Below are 21,923 nucleotides of genomic sequence, written 5' to 3'. Positions count from 1 at the left end.
CACATGAGGCAGCGCCGCCACACTTGGCAGACACTACTCACCGGAACCGCGCTCGCCACGGCTGCCGCCGTCGGCCTGACCGGCTGCGGCGGGACCACCGCCGAACCGAAAGCGGACGCCAATGCGGCGGCCGCCTTTGAGGGCCGGGGACCCATCAATTACGTCTCCTCGCGGGATGCCTCCGGCGCCGCGAACAAGAGCATCGAAGAATGGAACGCCGCCCACCCGGACGAAAAGGTGACGTTCATCGAACTGCCTGACTCGGCCGACCAGCAGCGCCAGCAGCTAGTTCAGAACGCCCAGATCAAATCGGACACGTTCAGCGTCCTGAACCTGGACGTGGTGTGGAATTCCGAATTTGCAGCCAACAAGTGGATCCTGCCCCTCCCCGAGGACGCGGTCCCCAGTGGCCAGATGATTCCGGCCACGGTGGACGCAGCCAAGTACCGGGACAACCTGGTGGGTGCGCCCTACTACACGGATGGCGCCCTGTTCTACTTCCGGCAGGACCTGCTCACTGCCGCCGGCATCCCGGCCGCGCCCAAGACCTGGGACGAAATGAAGTCCGCCTGCGAGAAAATCCTGGCCCTCCCGGAAGCCGCAGACATGTCCTGCTACACCGGCCAGTTCGACAAGAACGAAGCCCTCACCGTGAACTTCTCCGAGGCAGTCGCCTCAGCCGGAGGCACCGTGGTGGACGCCGAGGGCAAGCCCACCGTTGACACCCCCGAAGCCAAGGAAGGCCTGTCCCTGCTGGTGGACGGCTTCAAGGAAGGGCTTTTCCCCTCCGACGCCATCACCTACCTCGAGGAGCAGGGCCGGCGCGCGTTTCAGGACGGCAAGGTGGTGTTCCTCCGCAACTGGCCGTTCCTCTACTCCTCGCTGAGCGCCACGGACGGCTCCAGCAAGGTGGCCGGCAAGTTCGGCATAACCTCCATCCCGGGCACGGACGGCACCGGCGTCTCCACCTTAGGCGGCCGCAACCTTGCCGTCTCACCGTTCACGGCAAACAAGGCCACCGCGCTGGACTTCATCAAGTTCTTCACCAGCGAGGAGCAGGCCCGCAAGCGCCTGGAACTGAGCTCACGCGCACCGGCCTACGCCGCCCTCTACGATGACCCGGCCGTGGTGGCGAAGCGCCCGTTCTTCCCCACCTTGCTCGAGTCCCTGGAAAACGCCCAGCCGCGCCCCAAGGTGGTCCAGTACGGCGCCACCACCAAGGCCATCCAGGAAGAGGCCTACGCCGCGCTGACCGGTGAAAAGGACACTGACACCGCGCTGAAGGACATGCAGGCCAAGCTGGAAGAGATCTCCGCGAAATGAGCACAGCTTCCGTTCCGCGCACAGCCGCCGGCCCGCCCCGCCGTCAAGGCAGGGGCCGGGGCACGGGCCGGGACACGGGCGCAGGAGCCGGCGCAACGGCAGGCCGCACACCCGGTGAAGGCCGCATGGCCGCCCTGCTCCTCTCGCCCACCCTCCTGGTCCTGGCCCTGGTGATCGCCTACCCGCTCATCTCCGCCATCCATCAGTCCCTGTACCGGGCCCAGTCCGGCCTGGATGCGGACGGCTACGTCACCGAGGGCGAAGCGTTTGTGGGCCTGGCCAACTACGTGGACCTGTTCGCCGGCGAATCCGGCCGGCGGTTCCTGAACGCCTTCGGCAACACCACGTTCTTCACCGTCACCACGGTGCTGCTGGAAACCCTGCTGGGTGTGGCCCTGGCGCTGGCCATGAACCGTGCCTTCAAGGGCAGGTCCTTCCTTCGCGCCAGCATCCTGGTTCCGTGGGCCGTCCCCACCGCCGTGTCCGGGCTGCTCTGGCGCTGGATCTTCCAGTCGGACGGCATCGCCAACAGCCTCCTGGGCAGTGAAATCCTCTGGACCGCGGAGGGCACGGCGTCCAAGCTCGCCGTCATCATCGCCGAGGTCTGGAAGACCGCACCGTTCATCGGCCTGCTTGTCCTGGCCGGCCTGCAGATCATTCCGGAGGAAGTGTACGAGGCCGCGAAAATCGACGGCGCAGGCTGGTGGCGGCAGCTCGGTTCCATCACCCTGCCGCTGGTCAAACCCACCCTCCTGGTGGCGGTGCTCTTCCGCATGCTCGACGCCCTGCGGATGTTCGACCTTCCGTTCGTCCTGATCGGCCCGGGCAAGGAGTCCGTGGAAACACTGTCCATGCTCGCCTGGGACGAGTCCAACCAGCTCCGGTACGGCTCGGCGTCGGCCTTCGCCGTCATCCTGTTCCTGTACGTCGCCGCCGTCGCCATCGTGTTCGTCAAGGTGCTGGGAGCAGACGTGACCGGAGCCAGGCAGCTGGGCGCCAAACGCCGCGAGCGCCAAGCACAACGCATCCAGAAGGCAGGGGCCGCAGCATGACCATCACCGACCTGCGCGGCCTCGCCGCCTCCGAATCATGCAACCGTGATTCCGGCGCTCCGGTCCAGGCCAGGCAGAAGCGCACCTGGCGCTCTTACTCCGTCTACCTGGGCCTGGCACTGATCTTCATTTACTGCCTTGCCCCGTTCTACTGGATGATCGTGTCCAGCCTCCGCCGCACCGCCGACATTTTCGACAACACCCTGCTCCCGGCGCCGTTCTCCCTGGAGAACTACGCCAAGGTGTTCGACGGCTCCACCATGTTTGGACAGGCCCTGCTCAACAGCCTCATCGTGGCCGGCGTGACCACCGTAGCGGCGCTGGTGCTGGGCATCTTCACCGCCTACGCGATCTCCCGGCTGAACTTCCGGTTCAAGTCAGTGATCCTCGGCGTTATCATTGCCACGTCCATGTTCCCGGGGATCTCGGTCGTAGTGCCCCTGCTGCGGTTCTTCACGGACCTTGGCTGGATCAACACCTACCAGGCCATGATCATCCCCAACCTGTCCTTCGCCATTCCGCTCGCCGTCTGGAACCTGACCACGTTCATGAAACAGCTACCGTTCGACCTTGAAGAGGCCGCCATGATCGATGGCTGCACCAAGTGGCAGGCATTCCGCAAGGTTTTGCTCCCGCTTGCCGCGCCGGGCGTGTTCACCACCGCGATCCTGACCTTCATCCACAGCTGGAACGAGTTCATCATCGCGTTGTCCATGATCAACGATCCCGCCATCCAGACCGCCACCGTGGCCATTTCCAAGTTCACCGGCGCTACCGAGTTCCAGGCACCGTTCGGCGAGCAGATGGCCGCCGGCGTGATCGTCACCGTTCCGCTGGTGATCATGGTGCTGGTGTTCCAGCGCCGGATCGTGGAAGGCCTCACCGCGGGGGCAGGCAAGTGACGCACGACGGCGGCACCCGCCCGGCAGGGCCTGTCACCGCGCAGTGGTGGGACTCCGCCGTCATCTACCAGGTGTATCCGCGCTCGTTTGCGGACGGTGACGGCGACGGCGTGGGCGACCTTCCCGGCCTCCTCGAACGGTTGCCGTACATCGCCTCGCTCGGGGTGGATGGTATCTGGATGACCCCGTTCCAGCCCTCGCCCCAGGTGGACCAGGGCTACGACGTCAGCGATTACTGCGGCGTTGACCCGCTGTTCGGATCCATGGCTGACTTCGACAGGCTGCTGGAGCAAGCGCACGCACTGGGCCTGAGAGTGCTGCTCGACGTCGTCCCCAACCACTGTTCCTCCGCGCACCCACTGTTCCAGGCAGCCCTCGCGGCCGGGCCGGGCAGTTCGGAGCGCGAGCTTTTCCACTTCGTGGAAGGCCGCAGCTCCAGCCCGGATTCGCCCAGCGACCTGCCGCCCAACAACTGGCAGAGCGTGTTCGGCGGACGGGCTTGGTCCCGCGCCACCCCGGACTCGGAAACGGACACCCAGTGGTACCTGCACCTGTTCTCGGCCGGGCAGCCGGACTGGAACTGGCGGAACCCCGCGGTGGGCGACTACTTCGAAGGCGTGCTCCGCTTCTGGTTTGACAAGGGTGTGGACGGCCTCCGGATCGACGTCGCACATGCGCTTTTCAAGGCAGACGGGCTGCCGGACGCCCCCTCGGAGAGCCCTGTGGTGGACGGGCTCCGCTCCAATCCCCTGGTCTCGGACCAGGAGGAGGTCCACGAGGTGTACCGGCGCTGGCGTCGGCTCGCTGAAAAGTACCAGCCGCACCGGTTGCTGGTCGGCGAGGTGAACCTCGAGCCGGCCCGCGCCGCGCGCTACACCCGTGGCGACGAGATGCACCAGGCGTTCGCCTTCGCGTTCGTTAGACTCGGCTGGGATCCGGATGCCTGGGCGGCCGTCGGCAACGAATTGGAGGACGCCCGGCGGATGCATGGCGCCGCCCCTACCTGGGCGCTGGAGAATCACGACGTCGTCCGCTCCGCCACCCGCTTCGGCGGCGGTGACCTCGGCGCGCGGCGGGCCCGGGCCGCGCTGGTGGCCCTGCTCGGACTGCCCGGCTCCGCCTACCTGTACCAGGGCCAGGAACTGGGGCTGCCGGAGGTGGACGTACCGGTGGCGGCACGCCTCGATCCCATGTGGTCACGCGGCGGGATCACCCGCGACGGCGCCCGCGTCCCGCTGCCGTGGACGCAGGATGCGGCCCGCAGCCACGGCTTCTCGTCCGCCGGCCATGCGGCTGCTCCCTGGCTTCCGCAGCCGGCCGGCTGGGGACGCCAGGCCATTGAGCGGCAGGAGCAGAACCAGGACTCCATGCTGGCCCTCGCAAGGGAGGCGGTGGCGCTGCGGCGCCGGCTGTGGCAGGAAGGCGTTTTGAGGGATGACGACGGCGGCACCTGGCGCGTGCAGGCCGGGAACCTGCTGACCTGCGAGCGCAGCCCGGGCTTCCTTGTGGCCGTGGCCATGGGGACCGGACCCGCCAAGCTGCCGCCCGGCGTCGTACTTTTCAGCGCCTTTCCGCTGGCAGAGGCAGGCTGGCTGCAGCCCGACAACGCGGTGTGGCTCCGCCGGACCTGACACCGGCGGGGACGGCAGCGCGGACGCTCAGGTCCGGCGCATGCCGTCCCAGCCGCGCCCGCGGAGCTTGCGGCTGGCGAACAGCGAACCACCCATGAACAACACGCCCAGAACCACTACCGCGACGCCCACGTAGAACCATGCGCCGCGGGTGAAAATCATCAGCGCAGCGCCCAGGATGCACAGCCCCTTTGCGGTGATATCCAGATACAGCTGAACCTTCGGAGAGTCCATGCCTCCACGATAAACCCGCCCCGGGCTAACCGTTGAGGCTTCGCTCCAGGAAGGCGAGGGTGCGTTTCCACGCGTCATGTGCGGCGTTCGCGTTGTACCTGGCGGGGGTGCTGTCGTTGAAGAAGGCGTGGCCCGCACCCGGGTAGACCACGGGTTCGAAGTCCACCCCGGCGGCATACATCCGGGCTTTGAGGATGGGCAGTTTGCTGACCAGGTTTGTGTCCTCGTCGCCGTAAAAGGCCAGGACAGGGCACTTGATCCGGCCCAGTTCCTCTTCCGTGAAGTCCGCGCTGCCGTAGAACGGTACGGCGGCCCGCAACCGGGGTTCCTTGGTGGCAAGCGCAAAGCTGTAGCCGCCGCCGAAGCAGAATCCTGTGACGGCAACCCGGCCGGCCAAACCGGGAATGCCTTCCAGGTGGTTGACGCAGGCGCGGAGGGCGGCCACTGCCTGCCCGGCGAACTCCGGCGAGTGCAGCGGGGAGGTCAGTTCGCGGAGCCTCGGCTGGACCTTGCTGCGCTGCTCCGGGTCCGGGTCCGCCAGGGCCGCCAGGACCTCACCCGCAACCTCGGGCGTCATCCCGGTCTGCGCCATCAGGTCCGGCGCGAGCACCAGGTAGCCCTCCGCGGCGTACCGGTCCGCAACGTCCTTGATGTGGTCCACCAGCCCCCAGATTTCGTGGATCAGCAGGAGCCCGCCCTTGGGCGTCCCCGCTGGCTCACTGACGTAGGCCTGGAAGGAGGTTTCGATGTTTCCCAAGGTCATCATGTTTCCCATCCAGCCAGCATGGCATGGAAACGGCCGGCAGGGGCAGGCCCGGCTACTGCCCGCGCTGCCGCCAGAACAGGCTCACGCCGAACGTCACCACGCACAGGACCAGCATGGCGAGCACCATCCGCGACCAGCTTCCCTGGTCCACGCCGCCGGCGGCGAAGACACCGATCATCACGGTGGCGGTGATGGCGCCGACGTACCGGCAGGTTTGGTACATCCCCGCGGCAACGCCGCGCTCCTGCGGCCGGGTAGACACGAACATGCCCTGGTTCGTGGCGATGCCCACCGTCCCGTACGGGACGCCCATCAGCGCGGTCATCACCACCACGAGCGGGACGGCGAGGGTGCCGGTCAGGATCCACATCAGCGCGGCCACGCCGGTCAGCAAAAGGACGCCGGCCAGCAGCACCCGCCGCACACCGAACCTTCCCATCGCCCTGACCGCCCACGGGGTGGCGGCCACGGACATGGCAGCCAGCGGCAGCATCAGCAGGCCCACCACGCCCGGATCGTAGCCGCCCGCCTCCTGCAGCAGCTGGGGCAGGCCGAAGAACACGAAGTAGTAGACGCTGCTGAACACCGCGAACGCGACATACACCAGCAACAGCGGCCGGTTGCGCCCCAGCAGCCGCAGGTCCAGGAACGGCCGGTTGAAGCGCAGCTCGCGCCACGCGAACAGCACCGCAATCACCGTTCCGGCGGCCAGTATCCACCAGCGGTAGCCGGGAGCCACGTTCAGCGCGGCCATCATCACCAGCAGCAGCGCGGCGACGAACGTGAGGATCCCGGGGATGTCCGAGTCCCGCAGCAGTTCAGCCACGCTCCCCCGCTCCCTTGCCTCATCCGGCGGGGCCGCCCGGCGCACCATCAACAGCGCGGCGAGCGCCAGCGGGACATTGACAAGGAACAGCGCCTCCCAGCCCACAAGGCTCACCAGCAGGCCACCGACGACGGGCCCGACGGCGGCAGCGGACGTGTTTGCCATCTGCAGCCTGCCGAGGGGCCGGGCGGGTTCCACGTTGGCGCGGTGCGCGACGGTTCCCACCATCACCACGGCGCTGGGATAGGCGGTTGCCGTGCCGAGGGCCATCACTGCCCGGGCGACGCAGAGCAGGGCAAAGCTGGGCGCGAGCGGGGCAAGGGCGCAGGTGACGGTGACCAGTGCCATGCCCAGCTGGAACATCCGGCGCGGCCCGAACCGGTCGGCCAGCCTGCCCATCACGGGCTGGCCCGCGGCCGAGGCGAGGTAGAAGGAGGTGACCACCCAGGTTACCGCGGCAACGTCGAGCCCGAAGTCGGCACGGAGCACCACCAGGGCCACGGCGATCATCGAGGAGTTGAGGGGGTTCAGTGCCGTGCCCAGGCTGAGGCCTGCGACGGCCAGGGCAGTCCGGGAGTTGTTGCTCACGGTAACAGTCTGGTGCACGGCTAAGCCTGGAGGCGACGCGAACGGTTTACGACGCGCGCTTTACCTGGCGCGCCGGTGTCCGGGGTGCGCCAAGTAGGTTGCACGTCGGAAACGAATTTGCGTGTCGAAAAAGTGGAAGGGGTGCGCTGCTATGCCCGGGCGCGCGCGGACAGGGCCGCGTCCAAAAACTCCAGGTGCGCCGGCTTGACCGGCACGACGCTTTCGGAATACTCCGGGTGCTTGGTGAGGAACTTCTTGATGAACGGGCACACCGGAACGATGCCCACCCCGGCACCAGCCGTCTCGTCGAGCGCAACGGTGGCGAGCCGCCCGGCGAGCCCCTGCCCGCCGTATTCCTCGTTGACCACGGTGTGGTAGAAAATCCGCTGCGGCGACGCGCCGCCGTCGAACTCCTTGTACGCGGCCTTTCCGATCACGTTCCCGGCATCGAGGAGTTCGAAACGCTGGCGCCCGGCGTTGTGGCGGACGGTGATGTCGCTCATGGGGAATCTCCTTGGATGCGGTATGGCTTTTGTAAAGCCTAACCTCGGCCATCGGGCCGTTATTTCCGCAGGATCGGATACCCCGTGCGCCACCGTCCGCCGCAATTGCGCCTAGCTCAGGTACCCGTTGGGGTTGAGGACGTACTTGGTGGCCGCGCCGGCGTCGAACTCGGCATAGCCCTTGGGTGCCTCCTCCAGCGAGATGGCCTTGGCGTTCACGTTCTTCGCGATGCTGACCCTGTCGTGCAGGATGGCCATCATCAGCTGCCGGTTGTACTTCATCACCGGGCACTGTCCGGTGGTGAAGCTCAGCGACTTGGCCCAGCCGGTGCCAAGGCTAAGGCTCAGGCTGCCTTTCTTGGCGGCTTCGTCGATGCCGCCCGGGTCACCCGTGACATAGAGGCCCGGGATACCGAGCGCGCCGCCTGCCGCGGTGATGTCCATCAGCGTGTTCAGCACGGTGGCCGGCGCCTCCTGCGAGCCCTTTCCATGCCCGCGAGCTTCGAAACCCACCGCGTCCACACCGCAATCCACCTCGGGAACGCCAAGGATCTGCTCGATCTGGTCCTTCGGCTCGCCCTCGCTGAGGTTGACTGTCTCGCAGCCAAAGCTGCGGGCCTGCGCCAGCCGGTCCTCGTTCAGGTCGCCCACAATCACGACGGCGGCGCCCAGCAACTGTGCGCTCGTCGCCGCTGCGAGGCCCACCGGTCCGGCACCCGCCACATACACGGTGGACCCAACGCCCACGCCCGCGCTGACGGCACCGTGAAACCCGGTGGGGAAGATGTCCGAGAGCATGGCCAGGTCAAGGATCTTCTCCATGGCCCTGTCCTTGTCCGGGAACTTCAGCAGGTTCCAGTCCGCGTAGGGCACCAGCACGTAGTTCGCCTGGCCGCCCACCCAGCCGCCCATGTCCACGTAACCGTAGGCGCTGCCGGGCCGGTCCGGGTTCACGTTCAAGCAGATACCGGTCTTGCGCTCCTTGCAGTTGCGGCAGCGTCCGCAGGCGATATTGAACGGGACCGAGCAGAAGTCGCCCACCTTGATGAATTCGACGTCGCGGCCCACCTCCACCACTTCGCCGGTGATCTCGTGGCCCAGCACCAGGTTGGGCGGTGCCGTGGTGCGCCCGCGGACCATGTGCTGGTCCGAGCCGCAGATGTTGGTGGCCACGGTCTTGAGGATCACGCCGTGGTTGACGGTTCGTCCCACGTTGGCGGGGTTGACCCCTGGCCCGTCCTTGAGTTCGAACGTTGGGTAATCGACGTCGATTACCTCCACCTTGCCCGGTTCCTTGTAGGCAACGGCTTTGTTCCCTGTCATCTGGCTCTCCTGTTGTCAGTCCGCCCGGTGGGGCGGCCGTGATTTCTGGGTAGGTGATGCACCCCGGGCAGGGACCCGCCTCCAATCAACACCGATGCCAACCTGGCCGAAGCGGGCCGGGTTCCTGGCGTGGGGATCCGCTCAGTCTAGGCGGGCTTTGGGGGCAGTTCCAGAGCGGGCGGGCATAAAATCTACCCCTTTTACGAACGGGGGTTTTACCCATTCGGTGACTTCCACCCAGAAGCCTTGTAGTGTCGGCAGCGGATGTCAGGACCCAGAGCAACCGACCAACGCAAGGAGCGGACCATGGCAGTCAACAACGACGAAGCGCAGGTGCTGGACCAGTGGAGCAACCGGCTGGCGCAGGCACTGCAGATTTTGGACATGAACGTGGACCATGAGCTGCTGCTCGAACTGGCGCGGAAGTCCGCGGACAATGTCATCCACGCCGCAGCGCCCGTCACCACCTTCCTGGTGGGCTATGCCGCGGGACTCGATGCCGGCACCGGAAGCGCCGGGACACGTGAAGCGTCTGCGGCCGCTGTCGAAAAGGCGGCGAACGTCGCGTTCCAGTTGTGTGAGCAAGGGCCTGACGGCGGTCCCGCCAGCCGCGGCTGGGCGGACACCGCGCAGTAACCGGACTTAGCCCCAGGCAGTGGGTTCTTCCTCGAGGACCGGGACGGGCTCCAGCCGCACCACCACGGCCTTGGACGCCGGCGTCTGGCTGCCCTCCGCCACGCTTTCCAGCGGCACCAGCACGTTGGCTTCGGGATAGTACGCGGCTGCACAACCGCGGGCCGACGGGTAGGACACCACGCGATAGTTCCGCAGCACCCGGTCCACGCCGTCGCTGTACACCCCGTGGATGTCCACGTGCTGCCCGTCCTCCAGCCCGAGGTCCGTGAGGTCCGCGGGATTCACGAACACCACTTCGCGGCCCTTCTTGATCCCCCGGTACCGGTCGTTGTGGCCGTAGATGGTGGTGTTGAACTGGTCATGGGAGCGCATGGTCTGCAGGATGAGCGTGCCGGCGGGACGCTCCACATGCTCCAGCTCGTTGACGGTGAGCATCGCTTTTCCGGTGGGGGTGTTGAACGTGCGTGAATCGCGGGGTCCGTTGGGCAGCACGAAGCCGCCCTCCTGCCGTACCTTCCGGTTGTAGTCCTCGCAGCCGTTCACAACATGGGAAATGTGGTCCCGGATCAGGTCGTAGTCCTTCTCGAAGCCCGCCCAGTCCGCCGAGGTGCCGCCGTCCAGGGTAGCTGCGGCCATCCGGCAGACGATGGCCACCTCGGAGAGCAGCCCCGGCGCCACCGGCTCCACCGTGCCGTGCGAGGCGTGCACGGCACAGACCGTGTCCTCCACCGAGACGAACTGCGGCCCGGATTCCTGCCTGTCGATCTCTGTCCGGCCCAGCGTGGGCAGGATCAGGGCCTCCGCGCCGGTCACCCCGTGGGAGTGGTTGAGCTTGGTGGAAATCTGGACGGACAGCTCCGTCTTTTCCATCGCCTCCTCAGCCGCGCGGGTGTCCGATATGGCGCCCACGAAGTTGCCGCCTAGCGCGATGAAGGCCTTGATGCCGCCGTCGCGCATTGCCCGGACGGTCTGGACCGCGTCCAGGCCGTGGTCGCGGGGAGGTTCGAAATTGAACTCCCGCCCCAGCGCGTCCAGGAACGCGGGCGGCATCTGCTCCCAGATGCCCATGGTCCGGTCGCCCTGGACGTTGCTGTGCCCGCGAATGGGTGACGCGCCGGCTCCAGGCCTGCCGATGTTGCCGCGCAGCAGCAGGAGGTTGATCATCTCCTTGATGGTTGCCACGCCCTTCTTCTGCTGGGTGATGCCCATGGCCCAGGTGATGATCACCCTGTTCGCGGCGAGGTAGCGTTCGGCGAGCTCGTCGATCTCCTCGCTGCGCAGGCCGGTGGCCTCCAGGACCGTGGCGTCGTCCAGCCGGGCGAGGTGGGCGCGCAGCTCCTCCAACCCGTCGCAGTACTCGGCAAGGAACTTGTGGTCCAGCACCGTGCCCGGATTCGCGGCCTCGGCGTCCAGGACGCGCTTGGAAACGGCCTGGAGCAGGGCCATGTCGCCGCCGATGCGGATCTGGAGGAACTGGTCCGCCAGGTCGGTGCCGCGCCCGATGATTCCCTTCACCCGCTGCGGGTTCTTGTACCGCATCAAACCTGCTTCCGGCAGCGGATTGACGGCCACGATCTGGCAGCCGGCCTCCTTTGCCTCCTCAAGTGCGGTGAGCATCCGCGGGTGGTTGGTGCCCGGGTTCTGGCCCATGATGATGATCAGGTCGGCCTTGGCGTAATCATCGTAGGAGACCGTCGCCTTGCCCACGCCGATGGTCTGTCCCATGCCCCAGCCGGACGACTCGTGGCACATGTTGGAGCAGTCGGGAAGGTTGTTGGTGCCGTAGGCGCGGATGAACAGCTGGTAGAGGAAGGCGGCCTCGTTGGACGTCCGGCCGCTGGTGTAGAACGCGGCCTGGTTGGGGTCCGGCAGTGACTTTAGCTTGTTTCCAATGATGCTGAACGCCTGCTCCCAGCTGACCGGCCGGTAGTGGTCCTCCCCTGCCGGCTTGTAGACGGGTTCGGTCAGGCGGCCCTGCATGCCCAGCCAGTACTCGGAGCGCTCCCGCAGCTCGCTGACCGGATGCTCCGCCCAGAACTCGGAGCCGATGACCACCGGCGTGGCCTCCCAGGTGACGGCTTTGGCCCCGTTTTCGCAGAACTCGAACGTCTTGCGGTGGCCCGGGTCCGGCCACGCGCAGCTCATGCAGTCGAACCCGTCCTTCTGGTTCAGCGCCAGCAGGGTCTTGCGCGAGCGCTCCACGCCCATGTGCTCCAGCGCGGGCTTCATCGAGTAGTAGACGCCGGGCACGCCCGCGGCCCAGGTTTTGGGATGGCCTGTCACTTCCAGTTCGGACTCGTCGGCTTCTTCGACCTTCGGGTTTTTGCGCGTCACGATGACCACTCCTCGGCTGCTTCCTGGTCCCCATGAGCCACGGCGTCCGCCGGCGGACCAACTTCCTCCACACTTGTGCGTCACGTCACGGAAGTCAAGGGAAGGACGACGGCGGCGCACGGCTGGCGTAGGCTGGTTTCCGCGGCTGAAGCAAGCGGCCGCGGGACCAACTGCGCGGAGCTGCCCTTAATGTCCGACGATCTTGACCTCGCCGCCCTGGCGGCTTCCTCCTTTTCCCTGCCCAATTTGCGGGCCGGCCAGCTGGCCGGGATGGAAGCCCTGGTTGCGGGCCGCGACGTGCTGGCCGTCATGCCCACGGGCTACGGAAAATCCGCCATCTACCAGGTAGCGGCACAGCACCTGCACAACAGCACGGGACGTCCCGCCGTCGTGGTGTCACCCCTGATCGCCCTGCAGGAGGACCAGCTCGAAGGCCTGGCCGGGGACCTTGGCGGGCAGGCCGCCGTCGCCGTCAATTCCTCGCACAGCGATTCGGAAGTGGAGGCTGCGTGGGAAGCGGTTGAGGCAGGCAAGGCCACCTTTGTGTTCCTTGCACCCGAGCAGCTGGCCAAGCAGGAAACGGTGGACCGGCTCGCCGCCCTTGATGTTTCGCTGTTCGTGGTGGACGAGGCGCACTGCGTCTCCTCCTGGGGCCACGACTTCCGCCCCGACTACCTCGGCCTGGGCAACGTCCGCGGGCGGCTGGGCAACCCGCCCGTGGCCGCCCTGACCGCCACCGCCGCCCCGCCCGTCCGTGACGAGATCGTGGAGCGGCTGGATATGCAGGACCCGCTGGTGCTGGTCCGCGGCTTCGACCGGCCCAACATCTCCCTGGACGTAGTCCGCCACCAGGAGGACAAGGGCAAGCGGAAGGCGGTGCTGGAGCAGGTGGCCGGGCTGGCCCGCGACGGACAGGGCCTCCTGTACGCCGCCACCCGCAAGGACACCGAAAAGTACGCCGTAAAGCTCGCCGCCGACGGTCTGCGGACCGAGGCATACCACGCAGGGCGGGCCTCTGCAGACCGGGAGCGGATCCACGAGCAGTTCCTGGCGGACGAACTGGACGTGGTGGTGGCAACCACCGCCTTCGGCATGGGCATTGACAAGCCCAACGTCCGCTTTGTGGTTCATGCGGACATCCCCGAGTCTTTGGACGCCTACTACCAGGAGATCGGCAGGGCCGGGCGTGACGGTGAAAAGGCGGCAGCGGTCCTGCACTACCGCGCCGAGGACTTGGGCCTGCGCAAGTTCTTCACCACCAGCACCCCGGACCCGGAGCGGCTGCTCGCGGTGCTGAAGGTGCTCAAGGATGCCGGCGGCCCCACCCCCAAGTCATCGCTGGCCGAACTGCTGGATTTCCCTGTCCGCCGGGTGACCGGGCTGGTGAACCAGCTCGAGGAGGCGGACGCTGTCACCACCGGCAAGCGCGGCATCCGCCTCACCTCGAAAGCCAAGCTGTCCGCCCTAGTGGAGCGCGCCGTCGAACGAGCCGAGGCCCGGCAGCGGGTGGAGCAGTCCCGGCTCACCATGATGCGCGCCTACGCCGAAACGGACGGCTGCCGGCGGCAGTTCCTGCTGGCTTACTTCGGCGAGGACCTGCCGGAGCCGTGCGGCAACTGTGACGGCTGCGCTGCCGCCGCTGCCCGGCAGGAGCCCGCGGCAAAGAAGCACGACGACGGCGGGCCGGCCAAGAAGGGACAGGCCGCCAAGAAGGCGGGAAAGAAGGCCGGCAAGGAGAAGCACGACGGCGGAACCCTGCCGGGTGCTCCGGACGCCAATGACCCGTTCCCGCTGCAGTCCGCCGTGGTGCACAAGGAATGGGGCCCCGGCCTGGTGATGCGGCATGAGGACGACGTCATCACTGTCCTGTTCGAGCAGGAGGGGTACAAGACGCTGTCCCAGTCCGCCGTCGTCAAGCATGAACTGCTGAAGCCTGCTTAGGTAAGCATGCTTAGGTAGGCTGGAAGGACACCCCGACGAAAGGCTTGCCGCGTGGAAGTACCTTCAGTTGTCTGGACCCTGACCGTCATCGGGATTGTGGGCCTGCTGGCATTCGACTACTTCTTCCATGTCCGCAAGGCACACACCCCGTCACTCCGGGAATCCGCCACCTGGTCCGCTATTTACGTGGGCATCGCCCTGCTGTTCGGCCTGGGGGTTCTGTGGTTCGGCGGGACCACCATGGGGGCGGAATATTTCGCCGGCTACATCACGGAAAAAGCGCTGTCCGTGGACAACCTTTTTGTGTTCCTCATCATCATGGCCAGCTTCCGTGTGCCCCGTGCTGACCAGCAAAAGGTACTGCTGTTCGGCATCGTCTTTTCACTGTTCGCCCGCACGGCGTTCATCTTCCTGGGCGCCGCGCTTATCAACAGCTTCGCCTGGGTGTTCTACATCTTCGGCCTGATCCTGCTCATTACCGCCGGCAACCTCCTCCGCCCCAACGTGCACGACAACGATTCCGAAGGCCTGGTGGTGCGGCTAGCCAAAAAGTTCCTGCCGGCGTCGGAACACTACGACGGCGACAAGCTCTTCACCGTTGAGAACGGCAAGCGCGTCCTTACCCCGATGCTCCTGGTAATGGTGGCCATCGGCGGCACCGACATCCTGTTCGCGCTGGACTCGATTCCGGCGATTTTCGGACTGACCCAGAACGTGTTTATCGTGTTCACCGCCACCGCATTCTCACTGATGGGCCTGCGGCAGCTGTACTTCCTGATCGACGGCCTGCTGGACCGCCTGATCTTCCTGTCCTACGGCCTGGCCGTGATCCTGGGCTTCATCGGCGTGAAGCTGATCCTGCACGCCCTGCATGAAAACACCCTGCCTTTCATCAACGACGGCGAGCATGTCAGCGTGGTCGAAGTCAGCACCGGAGTCTCGCTGAGCGTGATCCTGGGTGTCCTGCTGGTTACCGTCCTGGCGTCCATCTTCAGCCCCAAGGGCAAAGCCAAGAACGCGGTGTCCAATGCCCGGCGCCATGCGGTGGAGTATCTGGACCTCAACTACGAGACGGACATGGTGGAGCGGGACAAGATCTTCGCCAACATGTGCCGCGAGGAGGACCAGATCCGCAAGCTGCCGGAGAAGTACAAGAAGCTCATCCGCAACGAGACCGAGTTCCTGGACCTGCTCCGCCGTGCCCACACCGAGCACGACAAGGCCCAGGTGCGGGCCTCTGCGGAGAGCTGACCCCTCCCCTCCCAACCGGGTAGCAGCAACTGCCGCTTTGAGGGGTCAAAACGGCATTTGCTGCTACCTGATTTTCTGCGCCTGCCGGATTGTCAGTACCCCTTGCTAGGTTTGAATCGAGGCCAGGGGAACCGTTCCCCGGGCCGGCTGTCGATGGGGAGGCCCCGTGTTCCTGCTCGAAGCTGCCGGTACTGATGCCGGCGCTGCTCCGGACCTGGTGTTTTCTGCCAGCGACCTGGTGGCAGCCAGCGAGTGTGAGTACCGCACGCTCCGGATCCTTGACGAGAAGCTCGGGCGTGCCGCCAAGGCTGAGTTCGCCGCCGACGAGATGCGAGTCCGTGCCGGCGAACTCGGTGACCAGCACGAGCAGGCAGTACTGGCCAGCCTGGTCCGGAAATACGGCACCTGGGACGCCAGCCGCGGTGCCGGCGTCTACTCCCTGGAACGGGGGCAGAATCTTCGCGCCGAGCTGCAGGCCAAGCACGCGGAGACGGAACTCGCGCTCCGGTCCGGGGCAGACGTCGTTTTCCAAGCCACGTTCTTTGACGGCGAGTTCCTCGGCTACGCCGACTTCCTGGTCAATGAAGCTGCGGGAACGGGAAACCCGGGCCGGTACGAGGTGTGGGACACCAAGCTCGCCCGGCATGCCAAGGTGGGCGCACTGCTCCAGCTTGCGGCCTACGGCGACCAACTCCTCGAAATGGGCCTGGAGCCCTCCCCTGTCGTGACCCTGGTGCTGGGTACCAGGGTGGGCGATGACTGGCTCCGCAGCAGCCACTCCCTTCCGGACCTCCTCCCCGTTTTCCGCGAACGGCGCCGGCGCTTTCGCCAGCTGGTTGCCAGCCACCGGGCCGCCGACGCGGCGGTGGAGTGGCAGCAGTCCGGGGTTGTGCACTGCGGCAGGTGCGACTACTGCGCGGAACAGGTACAGGCACACCGGGACCTGTTGATGGTTGCGGGCATGTCTGTGGTGCAGCGCAAAAAGCTCCTCGGTAAGGGCATTGCCACCATCGACCAGCTGGCTGAACTTCCGGAGGCCGAAGCCCAGAATTCTGTTGCCCGGTTGCGGTCCCAGGCGCGGATGCAGCTGGGCCTTGACCCTGTTGCCGGTTCCCGGACATTCAGCAAGGACGGCCAACGGCATACCGTCTCCTACGCCGTGCTGCCGGACAGCACGATAGGAGCGCTTCCGGCCCCCAGCCCCGGCGACATCTTCTTCGACTTTGAAGGCGACCCCCTCTGGCAGGATCCTGCCACAGGGGTATGGGGCATTGAATACCTCTTCGGCGTCATCGAGGCGCCAGCACCGGGCCATGGGGACAACCCCGTCTTCCGTCCCTTCTGGGCGCATTCGCGGTCCGGGGAACGCCGTGCCTTCCTCGACTTCCTCGAATACGTGGAGGAGCGCCGTGCCCGGTACCCGGACATGCACGTTTACCATTACGCGTCGTACGAGAAGACCGCCCTGCGGAACCTGTCGCTCGCCCATCAGGCGGGGGAAGACATCGTGGACGACTGGCTACGCAAAGGCCTCTTAGTGGATCTGTATGCCACCGTCAGGCATTCGCTGCGCATCTCCGAAGCTTCCTACTCCATCAAGAAGCTCGAACCGCTCTACATGGGGAACAATCTCCGTTCCGGTGACGTCAAGGACGCCGGGGCATCAGTGGTCGCGTACGCCGCCTACTGCGCCGCCCGGGATGCCGGCCGCCAGGACGAAGCGGATACCATCCTCGCTTCCATTTCGGACTACAACCGGTACGACTGCCTGTCCACCCTCCGGCTCCGCGACTGGCTCCTGGAGATCGCATCCCAGGCGGAGGCCAAGGGCCAGCCCGCTGAAACAACCGGAAATGGACAGACGGCGGCCGAACCAAACAGGAGACCGGTTGAAGAGGCCCAGGATGGCGCCGCCGAGGAAACGTCGGAGGAAGCCCGGCTTCGCGAGTACCTCAGCAGCTTGCCTGACAACCGGCCCTGGATGGACGATGAACGGGCCGTCGCCATGGTGGCCGCCGCCCTGGGCTACCACCGGCGTGAGCGGAAACAATTCTGGTGGCAGCACTTTGACCGGGTGGAAGCGCCGCTCGAGAACTGGTCGGACCAACGGAACGTTTTCGTGGTGGAGTCCGCGGAGGTTGTGTCGGACTGGGCGCTGGCTAAGCCCCGGGAGCGGATGCGCACCCGGGTCCTGCGGCTGCGCGGGACCATGACCGAAGGCTCGGACTTCCGGGCCGACTCCAGTTGGTGTCGGCTGTATGACGCTCCCCCGCCGGACGGCATGGCGTTACCCGGCGCCGCCCCCGGGGCCCGGGCCTACTCGTTCGGTACCAAAATCAGTGAACTGTCCCCGGCGCCGGACAACCCGGAGCAGACGCTGATTACCATTGCGGAGCGCGAGTCCGGCAAAGTGGTGGCCTACCCGCACCTGCCGATGGCCCTGACCGAGGACCAGCCGCTGGTAACCACCAGCATCGAGGCGGCCATAGCGGACATTGCCCGCGCGGTCGGAGCATCAGTTCCTTCCCTGCCCGCCCAGCCAGGGCTGGATATCCTGCGGAAGCAGCCGCCCCGGTTCCGGAACCTGCCGGCTCCGGTGGAGGTCCGCCACCGCAATGACGGCTCCGCGGACTACGCCACGGCAATCACCGGTTCGCTGCGGGACCTCGATCGTTCGTACCTGGCTGTGCAGGGACCGCCGGGAACGGGCAAAACGTACGTTGGTGCGCACGTGATCCGCCAACTCGTTGCCGAGGGCTGGAAGGTCGGCGTGGTGGGGCAGTCGCACAACGTGGTGGAGAACCTGCTGTGCTGTGCCATCGCCGCCGGCGGTGTGGACCCGGATGTGGTCGCCAAGAAGCTCAATTCCGATCACGACGTGCCATGGGCAGCAACGTCCGACGGTGATGTGGCGCGTCTGTTGGGAAGTCCCGGCGGGTGCCTGGTAGGCGGAACCGCGTGGACCATGACGGGAAAGGAAGTTCCCGCCGGGTCCCTGGACCTGCTGGTCATCGACGAAGCGGGGCAGTTTTCGCTGGCCAACACGCTGGCCGTGTCCCGCTCGGCCAAACGGCTGCTCCTGCTGGGCGACCCGCAGCAGCTGCCGCAGGTGAGCCAGGGGGCGCACCCAGAGCCGGTCGATGAATCCGCTCTGGGTTGGCTCGCCGCCGGCCACGCCACCCTCCCGGCACGCCTGGGTTACTTCCTTGCGGACAGCTGGCGGATGCACCCGGAACTGTGTGCTGCCGTGTCGCGGCTCAGCTATGAGGGAAAACTGCAGTCCGCCCCGGCGGCGTCCCTTCGCAAGCTCAAAGGCCTTCCGCCGGGTGTCGAAACGGTTTTCGTGGAACACAGCGGCAACACCACCAGCTCTCCTGAGGAGGCGGCTGAGGTGGTCCGGCAGGCAAGGCGTCACTTGGGCTTGAAGTGGGTTGCCGGGGCCGACAGCGAGTCGCGGCTGCTGGACCAGCAGGACCTCCTGGTGGTGGCTGCCTACAACGCCCAGGTCCACCTGATCCGCAAAGCCCTCGAGGAGGCGGGCATGCCCCACGTCCGCGTGGGCACGGTTGACAAGTTCCAGGGGCAGGAGGCTCCCGTGGTGATCGTTTCGATGGCCTGCTCCGCTGTCGCCGAAGCACCGCGCGGGGCTGAGTTCCTGCTGAACCGGAACCGGATCAACGTCGCTGTGTCGCGCGGCCAGTGGCGGGCAGTCATCGTCCGCTCCCCCGAACTCACCAGCTATATGCCGCACAAACCGGCGGCGCTGGAAGAGCTCGGGGCCTTTATCGGCCTGAGCCCGCGGGAGTAGGCCGCAAGTTTCAAGGCGCCGTGGTGTCAGGCCGGCTTGAGTCAGCGCGCCCGAAAGCCGTGGAAGCTGCCGTCGGCCGCGGACAGCTCGTCCTCCACCCGCTCCACCCGCCCGGGCGTGCGGTCGGACTTCAGCCAGTCGAGCAACGCCCGGACCTGCGGCTCGGGACCTTCGGCAACCACGGCCACCGAACCGTCGTCGACATTCCTCACCTCGCCGGTCAGGCCCAACTCTTCGGCTTTGCCCATCGTCCAAAACCGGAAGCCCACGCCCTGCACCACACCGAACACCCGCGCGCTCAGCCGGACCGCGTAGGGTGACGCTTCGCCGTGGCTGGCCATGGTGCTCCTTTTTGGGCTCCCGCCCCGGCCGACCCAACCAGGTGACAGTAACTGGCGTTTTGTGGCCCAAAACGCCAGTTCGCGCTACCTGGTTGGGCGGCGGCGCTAATTGATGGTGATGTCGCGGGTGGCGTGGTTGTAGCGGATGGTCACCGTGCCGCCGGCGTGGTGCAGTTCGTGGTTGGGGCCATCGAAAGTACCGAACGCGCCGTAGTTCTCGTCCCAGGACCGGTTGAGTGCGATCTTGAACGTGTAGTAGCCGGCAGGGAGTTCGGCGCTCTTCTTCCACAGCTGGTCCAGGAAATCGAACTCCATCTGGGCTTCGTCGTACTGCGGCGCCCAGTTCTCCGGCGCACCCAGGATGGTGTTGAAGTCACCGGCCACCGCAACAGCTTCCGGCTGCGGGTGCGTCTCGACATCCGGGCCTTCGAACGGCTCGGATGCGGCAGGTTCGGCCGCGGTGGCGGCCTTGGCCGGAGTCTTGGTCTTGCGCACGGCCTTGACCACCGGCTCCACGGCTTCTTCCAGAACCTTGGCAGCCTTGCCCACGGCTGCGGCGGCCTTCTTGGCCGGAGCCTTCTTGGCAGCCGGCTTCTTGGCCGCGGCCTCCTTCGCCACCGGCTCGCCGTGGGTGGCGAGCTTCAGCGTGAATCCTTCGGGAGCGGTGGGAACCGGGGTGTCGGCAGGAACAGGAGCGCCGGCGTCGAGCGCTGTTGCAAAGGAAACGGGATCCGGGAAAGCGACGGTAGCGCGCATGCCGTCCTCGGTGATGGTCCAGCCCGAGCGGCCCTTCACGAGCCAGCCGGCCTTGACCAGCTTGGCCGTGGCGGACGTGAGGGTCTTGTGACCGCGGGGAATGCCGCCACTGAGCAATTCGGCCTCGTGCTCGTTGAAGGGAACCCTGGCGGTCGCTTCCCCGAGAACCTGGCCGGCGTTCAGCGCTTCGCCTGCCCACACGCCTTCGGTCAGGACATCCAGCACGGTCTTGAGTCGAAGGAACGTGTTTTCTGCGGTGGTCTTGGCCATGATTCCCCTTTTATGAAAGCGATCCGTCTTAGGCATCTTGCCAACTGCTCGTGAAATCGCGCGACTTTAATTGGTTAATTCTGCGTGTCGTGACCGACTATGAAGCCAATACCACAACAACTGAGGCGGCGGTCTCGGGTACAAGGGCTGTCTGCATAACCCTGGAGCGCTGGCATGGGTGCCGCCCTGCACTCCCGGGACACGCCTGCGGCACCCAGTTTAGCCGCACGATGACGCGCTTATTGCCTGGGACACAACGCCGTCAGGGCGTGGCGTCCCCGCCGTTCAGCTCTTCCAGCAGTTCAGCCTTGCGTTCCTCCGATGCAAAGGACGAATGGATTGAGTTTGCGGCGAGCCGGGCCCTGTCGAAATCGGACAGTTCGAAGACCGCCTGCAGCTGCGTGAAGTTGTCATCCACGTAACCGCCGAAGTAAGCGGGATCGTCTGAATTCACGGAGACATTGAGGCCTGCGGCGAGCATGGCCGGCAGCGGGTGGTCGGCCAGGGTATCGACGGCCCGCAGCCGCACATTCGACAAAGGGCACACGGTCAGCGGAATCCGTTCCTGCACCAGGCGTTCCACCAGGTCCGGGTCGTCCATGCAGCGGATGCCGTGGTCGATACGCTCCACTTTGAGGACGTCCAGCGCTTCGGTGATGTACGACGCAGGTCCCTCCTCGCCTGCGTGCGCCGTCAACCGCAACCCTGCCCCGCGGGCTCTGGCGTAGAGGCGCTCAAACTTGGCGGGCGGGTTGCCCACCTCTGCGGAATCCAGTCCAATAGCCCCGATGGGTGCGTCCATTGCCAGCAGCCCGTCGAGGACTTCCAAGGCGGACTCCTCGGGAAGGTCGCGGAGGAAAGCTGCGATCAGCATTGTGCTGATCCCAAAGTCCTCCCTGGATGTGGCCAGCACTGAAGCCACGCCGTTGACGCAAGTTTCAAGCGGAATTCCGCGCGAAAGATGCGCCTGCGGGTCCATCATGATTTCCGCGTGCCGGACACCAGAGGCCGCGGCTCGTTCCAGGTACGCGTGGGTCATGGCCGCAAAGTCCTCTTCCGTCTGCAGAACGGCCATGTTGGCGTAGTACAGGTCGAGGAACGACTGCAGGTCAGTGAACTCATACCGTTGCCGCAACTCGTCGATATGGGAGTACGGGAGGGTAATGCCGTTGCGCTCAGCAAGGGCGAAGATCAGCTCGGGCTGCAGGGTTCCTTCGATATGCAGGTGCAGTTCGGCCACCGGAAGGAGCCGGGCAGGGATGGCTGCTTCTGATTCAACCGCTGCAGTTTCGGGCACGGCGCTGGTGCCTGCATAGTTTTCCATCCGGTCAGGATAGTCCTCCCGCAGAATTCCCGCCCGGGGACACTTTTACAAAGGGCGCAGTGCTGACATGAACCGGTCCCCGAAAGTTGGACCAGTTTCTAAGAGCCTAAGCTG

17 protein-coding genes are annotated in these 21,923 nt (G+C 66.1%); 8 read left to right on the top strand and 9 right to left on the bottom strand.

The annotated features are described in order from the left end of the window. The first annotated feature begins 3 nt into the window (after positions 1 to 3). From FDW83_RS18295 to FDW83_RS18280, 4 genes are read left to right on the top strand one after another with little or no spacing between them, the layout of a single operon-like run. Positions 4 to 1,323, top strand: coding sequence for an ABC transporter substrate-binding protein (locus FDW83_RS18295; protein ID WP_138139503.1), 1,320 nt, complete (start codon positions 4 to 6; stop codon positions 1,321 to 1,323). Beyond that, positions 1,320 to 2,375 carry a carbohydrate ABC transporter permease gene (locus tag FDW83_RS18290; RefSeq protein WP_171027617.1) on the top strand — a complete coding sequence of 352 codons (1,056 nt, stop codon included), beginning with the start codon at positions 1,320 to 1,322 and terminating at the stop codon, positions 2,373 to 2,375. Before FDW83_RS18295 ends, FDW83_RS18290 begins: the two co-directional genes overlap by 4 nt. A 2-nt stretch (positions 2,376 to 2,377) precedes the next feature. Further along, entirely contained in the window at positions 2,378 to 3,277 is a 900-nt protein-coding gene (locus tag FDW83_RS18285; RefSeq protein WP_370281415.1) for a carbohydrate ABC transporter permease, read from the top strand. Further along, the gene (locus tag FDW83_RS18280; protein WP_138139502.1) at positions 3,274 to 4,908 is read left to right on the top strand and encodes an alpha-amylase family glycosyl hydrolase; all 1,635 of its coding nucleotides are present in this window, start codon (positions 3,274 to 3,276) and stop codon (positions 4,906 to 4,908) included. The genes FDW83_RS18285 and FDW83_RS18280 overlap by 4 nt, the downstream gene beginning before the upstream one ends. Before the next feature lie 27 nt (positions 4,909 to 4,935). On the opposite strand, the gene FDW83_RS18275 is transcribed toward FDW83_RS18280, so the two are convergent. The 5 genes from FDW83_RS18275 to fdhA all read right to left on the bottom strand — a co-directional run bounded on the left by FDW83_RS18275 (position 4,936) and on the right by fdhA (position 9,148). Further along, complete coding sequence (locus tag FDW83_RS18275) at positions 4,936 to 5,142, bottom strand: hypothetical protein (protein WP_138139501.1); 207 nt, start codon at positions 5,140 to 5,142, stop codon at positions 4,936 to 4,938. Positions 5,143 to 5,167: 25 nt separating this feature from the next. Continuing rightward, positions 5,168 to 5,917, bottom strand: a complete 750-nt coding sequence (locus FDW83_RS18270; RefSeq protein WP_138139500.1) for a dienelactone hydrolase family protein — start codon at positions 5,915 to 5,917, stop codon at positions 5,168 to 5,170. 43 nt (positions 5,918 to 5,960) lie between these two features. After that, the gene (locus tag FDW83_RS18265; RefSeq protein WP_138139499.1) at positions 5,961 to 7,322 is read right to left on the bottom strand and encodes an MFS transporter; all 1,362 of its coding nucleotides are present in this window, start codon (positions 7,320 to 7,322) and stop codon (positions 5,961 to 5,963) included. A 149-nt stretch (positions 7,323 to 7,471) separates the two neighbouring features. Beyond that, a complete protein-coding gene (locus FDW83_RS18260) occupies positions 7,472 to 7,825 on the bottom strand; it encodes a GNAT family N-acetyltransferase (RefSeq protein ID WP_138139498.1) in 354 nt (117 codons plus the stop codon). A 111-nt stretch (positions 7,826 to 7,936) separates the two neighbouring features. Next, positions 7,937 to 9,148: a formaldehyde dehydrogenase, glutathione-independent gene (fdhA, locus tag FDW83_RS18255; RefSeq protein ID WP_138139497.1), complete on the bottom strand. Its 1,212-nt coding sequence runs from the start codon at positions 9,146 to 9,148 to the stop codon at positions 7,937 to 7,939. Between the two features lie 306 nt (positions 9,149 to 9,454). On the opposite strand from fdhA, the gene FDW83_RS18250 reads away from it, so the two are divergent. Then, entirely contained in the window at positions 9,455 to 9,784 is a 330-nt protein-coding gene (locus tag FDW83_RS18250; protein WP_138139496.1) for a DUF6457 domain-containing protein, read from the top strand. Positions 9,785 to 9,790: 6 nt separating this feature from the next. Here FDW83_RS18250 and FDW83_RS18245 read toward each other — a convergent pair whose 3' ends face one another. Then, positions 9,791 to 12,118: an FdhF/YdeP family oxidoreductase gene (locus tag FDW83_RS18245; protein WP_138139495.1), complete on the bottom strand. Its 2,328-nt coding sequence runs from the start codon at positions 12,116 to 12,118 to the stop codon at positions 9,791 to 9,793. A 189-nt stretch (positions 12,119 to 12,307) separates the two neighbouring features. Between FDW83_RS18245 and FDW83_RS18240 the strand changes: the two genes are divergently transcribed. From FDW83_RS18240 to FDW83_RS18230, 3 genes are all read left to right on the top strand, one after another. Then, a complete protein-coding gene (locus FDW83_RS18240; protein WP_138139494.1) occupies positions 12,308 to 14,059 on the top strand; it encodes a RecQ family ATP-dependent DNA helicase in 1,752 nt (583 codons plus the stop codon). A 51-nt stretch (positions 14,060 to 14,110) separates the two neighbouring features. Continuing rightward, complete coding sequence (locus FDW83_RS18235) at positions 14,111 to 15,310, top strand: TerC family protein (RefSeq protein WP_138139493.1); 1,200 nt, start codon at positions 14,111 to 14,113, stop codon at positions 15,308 to 15,310. Between the two features lie 166 nt (positions 15,311 to 15,476). Next, the gene (locus FDW83_RS18230) at positions 15,477 to 19,118 is read left to right on the top strand and encodes a TM0106 family RecB-like putative nuclease (RefSeq protein WP_138139492.1); all 3,642 of its coding nucleotides are present in this window, start codon (positions 15,477 to 15,479) and stop codon (positions 19,116 to 19,118) included. Between the two features lie 41 nt (positions 19,119 to 19,159). On the opposite strand, the gene FDW83_RS18225 is transcribed toward FDW83_RS18230, so the two are convergent. From FDW83_RS18225 to FDW83_RS18215, 3 genes are all read right to left on the bottom strand, one after another. Continuing rightward, a complete protein-coding gene (locus FDW83_RS18225) occupies positions 19,160 to 19,459 on the bottom strand; it encodes an acylphosphatase (protein ID WP_138139491.1) in 300 nt (99 codons plus the stop codon). A gap of 105 nt (positions 19,460 to 19,564) precedes the next feature. Continuing rightward, positions 19,565 to 20,485: a glycosidase gene (locus tag FDW83_RS18220; protein WP_138139490.1), complete on the bottom strand. Its 921-nt coding sequence runs from the start codon at positions 20,483 to 20,485 to the stop codon at positions 19,565 to 19,567. A gap of 262 nt (positions 20,486 to 20,747) precedes the next feature. Then, the gene (locus FDW83_RS18215) at positions 20,748 to 21,809 is read right to left on the bottom strand and encodes an adenosine deaminase (protein ID WP_171027616.1); all 1,062 of its coding nucleotides are present in this window, start codon (positions 21,807 to 21,809) and stop codon (positions 20,748 to 20,750) included. Positions 21,810 to 21,923: the final 114 nt, after the last annotated feature.

This window comes from Pseudarthrobacter sp. NamE2, from assembly GCF_005796205.1.
GTDB lineage: Bacteria > Actinomycetota > Actinomycetes > Actinomycetales > Micrococcaceae > Arthrobacter.
Note: the sequence above shows the minus strand (reverse complement) of the source record. Positions and strands in the feature narration are given on the sequence as shown.